Origin of the sequence: Clostridium sp. MSJ-8 (genome assembly GCF_018918325.1) — a bacterium.
GTDB lineage: Bacteria > Bacillota > Clostridia > Clostridiales > Clostridiaceae > Clostridium.
In genome coordinates, this window is sequence record NZ_JAHLQH010000011.1 from 1 (window position 1) to 9718 (window position 9718).

The following is a 9718-nucleotide window of genomic DNA, read 5'->3' on the forward strand; positions in this document are numbered from 1 at the left end:
TATCATAATAAAATCTCCATAAACATAGTAAAATTAAGGTTTTTCCTAATATAATTATACCATAATTTATTACATTTATGGAGATTATTAACTCGAAAATTATTTACTCTTTATTACTGGTTACTACATATATATAGTAATAATGATGATATTTTTGTTTTTGAAAAAATAAGCTATAAAACTTTTTTTTTAAAAAAAAAGACTTAAAAACTTCATTATTTAAAGAAACATACCCTTTTTAAGAATCCAAACTTCATATTCTTAAAAAATTTTATTATTCTCTTGCTTTTTTTAATCTTTTGTGTATATAATATGTATATGAATTATAGCAAAGGCGCTAGACGATTTAAGGGTCGTATAGCGTCTTTTTTTAATATTGTACTTACATATGAATTTATGTATAATATATTAAAAGATTAACATTTAAGTAAAACCAATATTACAAACTATAATTGAAAGACATATTTTTAAGGGAGGAATTTGTTTATGACTACTCAAAGCATACCTGAATTATTTGGATCATTAGTATTCAATAACAGAGTAATGAAAGAAAGATTACCAAAAGACACTTACAAAAAATTAAGAAAGGCTATAGATAACAACGAGACATTAACTCTTGATGTAGCTAATGTTGTTGCAAACGCAATGAAAGATTGGGCTATTGAAAAAGGTGCTACACACTATACTCACTGGTTCCAACCAATGACTGGAATAACTGCTGAAAAGCATGATTCATTTATATCTCCTGCTGCTGATGGCGAAGTAATAATGGAATTCTCAGGAAAAGAATTAATCAAAGGAGAACCAGATGCTTCAAGTTTCCCATCAGGTGGTTTAAGAGCTACTTTCGAAGCTAGAGGATATACAGCTTGGGACCCTTCATCTTATGCATTTATAAAAGATGATACATTATGTATCCCTACAGTATTCTTATCATACGGCGGTGAAGTTCTTGATAAGAAAACTCCATTACTACGTTCTATGGAAGCATTAAGTAAACAAGCTATAAGAGTATTAAGATTATTAGGAAATACAGAAGCAAAAAGAGTAATAACAACTGTAGGACCTGAACAAGAATATTTCTTAATCGATCAAAAAGATTACAATGAAAGATTAGATTTAATTCTTACAGGAAGAACTTTATTAGGTGCTATGGCTCCTAAGGGACAAGAATTAGAAGATCATTATTTTGGTAACATCAAAACAAGAGTTGCTGAATATATGAAAGATTTAGATAGGGAACTATGGAAATTAGGAATATTAGCAAAAACTAAGCATAACGAAGTTGCTCCAGCACAACACGAATTAGCTCCTATCTTCTCAACAACTAACGTTGCTAATGACCATAACCAATTAACAATGGAAATAATGAAAAGAGTTGCTAAGAAACATGGTTTAGTATGTTTATTACATGAAAAACCATTCGATGGTGTTAACGGATCTGGTAAACACAATAACTGGTCTATGTCAACTGATTTAGGTGAAAACTTATTAGAACCAGGAAAGACTCCTGAAAACAACATTCAATTCTTAACTTTCTTATGTGCTGTTGTAAAAGCAGTAGATGAATATGCTGATCTTTTAAGAGTATCAGTTGCTGATGCTGGTAATGATCACAGATTAGGTGCTAACGAAGCTCCTCCAGCTATAGTATCTATGTTCTTAGGTGACGATTTATACGGAATATTAGAATCTATTGAAAATGGTACTCCTTACACTCATAAAGACCAAGCTAAAATGGATTTAGGTGTTAATGTTGTTCCTTCATTCTTAAAGGATACTACAGATAGAAATAGAACATCTCCATTTGCATTTACAGGTAACAAATTCGAATTCAGAATGTTAGGTTCTACTAACAACATAGCTTGTCCTAACGTAATGTTAAACACTATAGTTGCAGAAGCATTAAGTGATTTTGCTGATGAACTTGAAGGTGCAGCTGATTTTGATTCAGCATTAAATGAATTATTAAAGAAAACTATCAAAGAACATAAGAGAATCATATTCAACGGAAACAACTACTCTGATGAATGGGTTGTTGAAGCTGAAAAGAGAGGCTTATACAACTTAAAATCAACAGTTGATGCAGTACCTCATTATTGTGATGAGAAAAACATCAAAGTATTTGAAAAACACGGTGTTTATACAAAGGCTGAAATGGAATCAAGATGTGAAATATCTCTTGAAAACTACTCAAAAGTTATCAACATAGAAGCTTTAACAGAAACAGATATGTTAAGAAAACAAGTTATTCCAGCAGTAGTTGATTATATGAAAGATTTAACTGAAACTATTAACGGAAAAGCATCTTGTGGTATTACAGCTGAAATGGAAAAATCATTATTAACAGAAATATCTGAATTAGCTAATAATTTATATACTGCTACTAATAAGTTAGATGATGCTACTAAGAAAGCTGCTGATATAGAAGATGTAGAAGCTTTAGCTAAATATTACAACCAAACTGTATTAGTTGCTATGGAAGATGCTAGAGTATATGCTGATAAGCTAGAAACTTTAGTTGGAAAAGAATATTGGCCATTCCCAACTTACTCTGACTTATTATTCTATCGTTAAGATTACAATTTAAAAGATATTATAAAAAAAGAAGCTATCTCTATTAAGAGATAACTTCTTTTTTTATATTTAAAATACTTAATAAAATTATGCTATTTATGAAAACATATAATATTGATATTAATAATAAATATAATATTAATCACATACAAATAACATTGGATTTTATATATACTTTTATTCAACATGCTTATGATTAAATATATGTTTCTCACAATAACAATGCTTACCATTGCATTTACTACAATATCTAAATTCCATATCTGGATCATCTTCATTAGTTATTCCACATACTTCACATTTATGAATATAATACTTCTTACCTGCATTAACCTTTTTCTTATAATCTTTCATTCTTATTACTGAATTTGCTTTCATCTTTCCTTCTCTATAGTTATTCTTTCCAAAGAATATAAAATAATTAACTAAAGGAACTAATACAAACAATATTCCACTTATGTTCATATTAATTATACATTTAATTAAATCTAATGCTATTATAGCCCAGTTAAAATATCCTAAATATTTTATCTTGATTGGTAATATAAAAAATAGTAAAACTTGAGCATCTGGATATATCTTAGCATAAGCTAAAAATAATGATAAATTCATAGTAGTTGCAGCTAAATATAAGTTACTGTAATACTGCAATGCATTTGATACATTTAAATTTACTCCGTTTTTATATAAAAAGTAAGATATAAATGCAACTAAAATAGTACTTATTACTGATATAAAATAATATACATTAAACTTAAACTCACCCCAAACACGTTCTAGAGATGAACCTGCAATAAAGTAAAAATATATAGTAAAAATATATAATACCGAATTTGATGGAGTTACAAATAAAAAAGTAACAAGCCTCCATACTTGCCCTTGTAGTATTTTCCCTGGATCTAAGTTAAAATAACTTAAAAAACCAGTACCAAAAACCATAGCGCATAAATAAACTGCAGCACTACCAATTGTTATTATAACCATTAAATCTTTAATATAATGTTTACCAAATTTTCGTTCTAATTTATTAATCCAATTCACAGTATCTTTCCACCCTTTTTCTTTTTTTATTAATATAATTCTATCATATTTTATATGGTTAAACTACCTTAAGAAACTTAATTTATTATATCTCCGTATACATAACTATCGAAAATATCGAAAATGTTACAATAATTACACATGCTATATAATTATAAATCTTATAAACCTTAGCTCTACCCTCTAGTATAGTGGAAGTATATCCAATAAGTAATGCATTAAAAATAGCTGTAGGTACAATATATCTATAATCCATTGTACATCCATAAGGATATCTTATATTAAAACTTATAAAAGCTCCTATTTGTAAAATCATATTTGCAATATATGCTATTAAAATACTTTTGTTTTTAACTTTTGATTTAATAGTGATGCAAAGCGAAATAATCACAAATATATTAAATATAATAAAAATCCCTAATAAAACCCTAGGCAATATACTAGGAACATCAAATTTAAATTCACCAAATAATGCTGATTTAATTGAATAAATAGTAATGTTATAGTCTCCAAATGGATTATTATATATATCCTTAAACATCTTAGAAAAAGGTATTTTAAATAATCTATCAATTATGCTATGATTTCCACAATATATTGCACTATTAGGTGCATTTATATCTAAAACATAATTAAACGGTTGCTTAAACTTAATTAAATTCCTCATAGGATACCACAATCCTAACGGTAATGCTATTATTCCAAATAAAAGATAGTTCAATAATATAGTTTTGATTTGTCCATTCTTTAAATAATTATACCCCTTTATAAGCATAACTATTCCTGTAAATATAGCAACAACACTAACAGATATCTTTGTCATCATACCAAATCCAAAAACCATTGCAAGCACTACAGTATTCTTAACATTAACCTCTCTATACCATTTTATAGTATACAATATTGCAAGTACCATAAAAAATATAGCAAGCGAATCATTATTTACTCTTCCAGCTAACAGATAAAAATTAGGCAAGAAGGCAATTATTGTTACCGCTAATAGTTGTCCAATATCTCCAAGCTTTATTTCTTTTGATATTTTATATGTTAACATAAGAACATAACAAGATGCTGTACAGGATACTATCTTTGCTATATCTATTATTTTTAACATTTCTTGTTCCTTTAAAATAGGATTAATAATTTTAATCATAAATGCACTTAATGCATAAAATAGTGGTGGATGATAATATTGCCTAAAATTACTATCTGGAAGACTTCCATCTAATATATACATAATATATCCTGAGTGTCCTCCTAAGCTTTTATCAAATCCCCATAAATCATGACTTCTTATATTACAAGGGGTATATAACATATAACCTATTCTCATAATAATTCCTATAATTATTACCATCTTAATTATTGAATTAATTTTATGAACACTATTACGTGTCATATAAATGCTTATACATATTATTATTAAAATAGAATATATCATAACTGTTTCTATCATAGTCACATTGTCTTCAACGCCTATTGAATATGCAATAAAAAAAGCAATTATTATTGATAAAAATATCCCCACATAAGCATATATATCTTTTTTTCTATTTCTAATAATTTTCTTCATACTTATAACTCCAATTATTATATTTATTAAAAGTTCCTATAAACTTATTATGTTTATAGGAACTTTATCTAAAGAATTAATTCTATTTTTTTATTAATATCATTATCTCTTCACCTTTAAGTTTAATCTTTCCATCACTCTTTAAATCTTCTTCTCTATTATCATTACTATAAGCTACATAATACTTACCTTTTGGTAATTGTATTTCACATTCATCCATATTTCCGTTAATTAGTACATAAGAAGTTTCATCATCATAACTTCTAATCATTCCCATTACATTAGTATCTTCACTATCTAAAGAGTCTATTTCTCCATATCTTAATGATTTATATTTATTTCTTACATTTAATATATCTTTGTAAAAATTATATAATGAATCTTTATCTTTTTCTTCTACATTTAAAGCTATTTTTGAAGTATCGAATGTTATATCTTCCCAAGATGTATTTAAGCCCTTATCTTTGCTTGACCATACAAAAGGTTGTCTCTTATTTTCATCTACACCAGAACCTTTCATTCCTATTTCTTCACCATAATATATAAATGGTGTTCCTGGAAGTGTTAGATACATAGCTGCTGCCATCTTTAATTGATATGTATCTGTTAATGTATCTGCAATTCTGTCTTGATCATGATTAGTTAAAAAAGGTGCCATTATAAATTTTTTATTTTCTTCTTTATATATGTCTTTTACTTGAACATAATCATTAACGAAACCTGAAATAGATTGTTTTCTAATTCTATTTGTTATATATTCTCCTGTTGAAAATTCAAAGAATGAATCTAATGCCTTTGTATAAGGTGCAGTATTATATGGAGAATCCCATACTTCTGCTACTTCTATACAGTCTTTGTTTACTGATTTTAAATAATCACTAAGTTCTGACCACATTTTAACATTCTTATCTGTATCGTTATATATCCATTTTGCTGCATCAAATCTAAAACCATCTACTCCCTTATCTAAGTAGAACTTACATATCTTCTTAGCTTCCTCCATTACCTTTGGATTGTCATAATTTAAATCTGGCATTCCGCTCCAAAATATACTATAATATAGTTCTTCCTTATCTCCATTTCTAGACCATGCCTTTGTATTCATAGGAGATACTTCTCCCTCTTTACTCATATCATCTGTCCAAATATAATAATCTCTATATTCACTATCTTTTCCTTCACGAGCACTCTTAAACCACTCATTATTAACTGAAGTATGATTTAATTCCATATCCATAACAACTTTTATGTCTCTCTTATGAGCTTCTTTAAGTAACTCTTCAAAATCCTCCATAGTACCATATTCATCATCAATAGAATAATAATCATCTACATCATATCCATGATAAGTACTTGATTGTAAAATAGGCATAAGCCATATTCCATTAACACCTAAATCCTTTAAATAATCAAGCTTATCAATTACTCCTTGTAAATCACCTATTCCATCTCCATCAGAATCATTAAATGATCTTACAAAAATTTCATAAAAAACTCTTCCATCATAATTTTTTTGAGTTGTATCTTGTTTCACCTCTCCACAAGACATTAAACTTACACAAAATACAGCTAGTATTATACTAATAAATATTCTTTTTATCTTTTTCATGTCTTTCCTCCTACAATAATCTGTCTATATTTTACCACAAAATAGTACATTTTATAACTATTTAAGCATTTCTATTCATATTAAACTTTACTCATTAAACATTTTATATAATTTTTTCCAAAACCTATTGACACTCTCCAAAACAAAGTGTATAATAAAATCATAGTAAAGGTTTACATTAATTACTAGATGATGTGTTTTAAATAATTCTTCCCACAGAAAAGTTTTATATTTGCACATCATGTCCCTTTTTTTTAAACATCTTATTTAAAAATTCCTTTCAATATACGTAAATAATAGGAGCAGTTTAACATAAACTGCTCCTATTATTTTTTCATTCAAGTAATAAATTAAAATTCAAATTTAAAGATCTATGATAACCTTAGATTTTGTTCCACAGAGATTTTAAATCTTCATCATTTTTAGAATATTCTATAAAAAAATCATTAAGCTCTATACTTTTATCTATATCTTTTTTCCCTAATTCTAATTCACACATTTTAACATAAGTGCATCCTCTGTGATAATATAGGTAATCTTCATTAGTATTTTTTATTCCTTCAGATAATATATCAATTGCTTTATCATATTCATTCAAATCTTTATAAAGCACAGCTAGGTTAAGGTATGCATTAGGATAATTTATATTCTTTTCAATTGATTTATTATAATATTCTATACTTTCAGATATTTTATTTAATTTTCTCAATATAACACCCATATTAAATAACAATCTATAATCTTCTTCATCTAAAGCAAGTGCTCTTTTATGATATTCTAATGCCTTAAAGTTTTCACCCATTTCTTCATATATACATGCAATATTAGCATAAGCCCATATATCTTTATTATTTATGGCTATAGATCTTTCATAATAATTAATTGCTTTTTCCTTTTCACCTAATTCATCATAAATATTAGCCAAAAAGAAATAGGCTTTATCATAATTAGGATTATATTTTAGCGCCTTTTCATAATATTCTATAGCCACATCATATTCTTCTAGTTCATCATATATAACACCTAATCCATAATAAGCATTTGCATAGGTATTGTCTATTTCTAAAACCTCTAGATATCTTTTAATTGCATTTTCCTTTAAGCCAATCTTATCATATAATAATGCCATATCTAATAATAAATCTATATCTTTTTTTCCTATCTCTAAATCATATGCTTTTTTATAAAACTTAAGCGCCTTTATATCATTTTTCTCTTCCACACATCTTCTAGCTATATTTATATAATTTCTATATAGATAATTCTTATTCTCCATAACTCTATTTTTCTAAACACACTTTCCATATTTATTTTCTAGCAATTTCAACCTTAAGCTTCTTACCTTTTATTGTCTTATTTTTCATTGCTTCTAATACAATCTTGCCCTTATTGTTTAATATTTCAACATATGACGCTATATCTTGAATGTCTATAATCCCAATATCTTCACTGTTAATCCCTGCTATATTAGATATTGTTCCTACAAAATCTACCGCTCTAATTTTTTTCTTCTTTCCACCATTAAAATATAATTTGGTCACACCTTTATTAATATTGCTTTTTTTTGATATATTTTTCTTGACACATGTTTTTAATACATTTACTTTGTCATAATTAACATTCTCTAGTTCATCTAATGAGTGTATGTTTAATGGAAGTTTAGTAAATTCTCTTATATCTTCTAGCATATTATTTTCATATGGTGTTTTAAAAGTTATAGCTTTACCTATTTTACCTTCTCCTCTAGCTGTTCTACCAATTCTATGAACATATGCCTCTTTCTCTACTGGAATATCTATATTAATAACATGACTTATATCATCAACATCTATACCTCTTGCAGCAATATCTGTAGCCACTAACATTCTATAATTTCCTTTTTTAAATTCTTCCATAGACTTTATTCTGTCCTTTTGCATCATTCCGCCATGAATTTTAGTTACTGAATATCCTTTATCTTGTAAGAAAGAATATGCTAACTCAACATTATCTTTAGTCCTACAAAATATAACACATTGTTTAGGTAATTCTTTAATTAATATATTGTTTAAATATTTTAACTTCTCAGTTCCAGAAATTTCATATACAATATGCTCTATATTATCTGCTGTTATATTTTTAGACTCTATTTCAATATTGACAGGTCTATTCATATATCTATTGCACAACTCTCTAATCTCATCATTAATAGTTGCAGAAAATAACATAGTAACTCTTCTCTTTGGAATCCTTCTAAAAACAGCCTCTATCTGTCTTATAAATCCCATATTAAACATTTCATCTGCTTCATCTATAACTAAATACCTTATAGAATTAGTATTTAATGTTTTTCTGTCTATATGATCTAAAACTCTTCCAGGTGTCCCTATTACTATATGGGTTTTTCCTTTTAATTCTCTTTCTTGTTCCTTAAAAGGTGCTTTTCCATATATGCTAACCCCCTTTATTCTTTTATATCTACCTATATTTTTTACCTCTTCTGCTGTCTGTATTGCAAGTTCTCTTGTAGGACTAAGAATCAAACATTGAGGATTATTTTCTTCCCATTTTATCTTTTCGCAAATAGGTATAACAAATGCAGCAGTTTTACCACTACCTGTTTGAGCTTTAACTATTAAATCTTTATTTAATAATGCCTCTGGAATAACTTTTTCTTGAACTTTAGTAAATTTATCATACCCTAATGTTTTTATTGCTCTATTTATTTCACTACTTAAGTTTATATTCATATTTTTTCTCCATATATTATTATAATCTTACTATATAATATCAGATTTTTTATAAAAATTAAAATAAAAAAAGGGGCTGTGAAAAAATGAGAAATCATTTTTTCACAACCCCTTTTCAATTATATTTTATAAATAATTTTCACAAAGATAATAAAAAATGAGATAATTGCCCCTTTCCCCAAAAAGTAT

At 26.9% G+C, this 9718-nt stretch carries 6 protein-coding genes; 1 reads left to right on the top strand and 5 read right to left on the bottom strand.

From position 1 onward, the window contains the following. The first annotated feature begins 486 nt into the window (after positions 1-486). The gene (locus KQI77_RS01330; protein WP_216387541.1) at positions 487-2577 is read left to right on the top strand and encodes a glutamine synthetase III; all 2091 of its coding nucleotides are present in this window, start codon (positions 487-489) and stop codon (positions 2575-2577) included. Between the two features lie 177 nt (positions 2578-2754). Here KQI77_RS01330 and KQI77_RS01335 read toward each other — a convergent pair whose 3' ends face one another. The 5 genes from KQI77_RS01335 to KQI77_RS01355 form a co-directional block, all read right to left on the bottom strand. Next, positions 2755-3618, bottom strand: a complete 864-nt coding sequence (locus tag KQI77_RS01335) for a hypothetical protein (RefSeq protein ID WP_216387542.1) — start codon at positions 3616-3618, stop codon at positions 2755-2757. An 85-nt stretch (positions 3619-3703) separates the two neighbouring features. Continuing rightward, positions 3704-5191: a glycosyltransferase family 39 protein gene (locus KQI77_RS01340; protein WP_216387544.1), complete on the bottom strand. Its 1488-nt coding sequence runs from the start codon at positions 5189-5191 to the stop codon at positions 3704-3706. A gap of 82 nt (positions 5192-5273) precedes the next feature. Further along, on the bottom strand, positions 5274-6800 hold the full coding sequence (locus tag KQI77_RS01345) for an alpha-amylase family glycosyl hydrolase (RefSeq protein WP_216387546.1): 1527 nt from the start codon (positions 6798-6800) through the stop codon (positions 5274-5276). Positions 6801-7182: 382 nt separating this feature from the next. After that, positions 7183-8076 carry a tetratricopeptide repeat protein gene (locus KQI77_RS01350; RefSeq protein WP_216387548.1) on the bottom strand — a complete coding sequence of 298 codons (894 nt, stop codon included), beginning with the start codon at positions 8074-8076 and terminating at the stop codon, positions 7183-7185. A gap of 31 nt (positions 8077-8107) precedes the next feature. Beyond that, positions 8108-9529 carry a DEAD/DEAH box helicase gene (locus KQI77_RS01355; RefSeq protein WP_216387550.1) on the bottom strand — a complete coding sequence of 474 codons (1422 nt, stop codon included), beginning with the start codon at positions 9527-9529 and terminating at the stop codon, positions 8108-8110. Positions 9530-9718 lie beyond the last annotated feature (189 nt).

Coding starts and splice junctions, on each gene's coding strand:
- KQI77_RS01355 (WP_216387550.1), bottom strand. CDS start 9,529: ATGAATATAAACTTAAGTAGTGAAATAAATAGAGCAATAAAAACATTA.
- KQI77_RS01330 (WP_216387541.1), top strand. CDS start 487: ATGACTACTCAAAGCATACCTGAATTATTTGGATCATTAGTATTCAAT.
- KQI77_RS01345 (WP_216387546.1), bottom strand. CDS start 6,800: ATGAAAAAGATAAAAAGAATATTTATTAGTATAATACTAGCTGTATTT.
- KQI77_RS01350 (WP_216387548.1), bottom strand. CDS start 8,076: ATGGAGAATAAGAATTATCTATATAGAAATTATATAAATATAGCTAGA.
- KQI77_RS01340 (WP_216387544.1), bottom strand. CDS start 5,191: ATGAAGAAAATTATTAGAAATAGAAAAAAAGATATATATGCTTATGTG.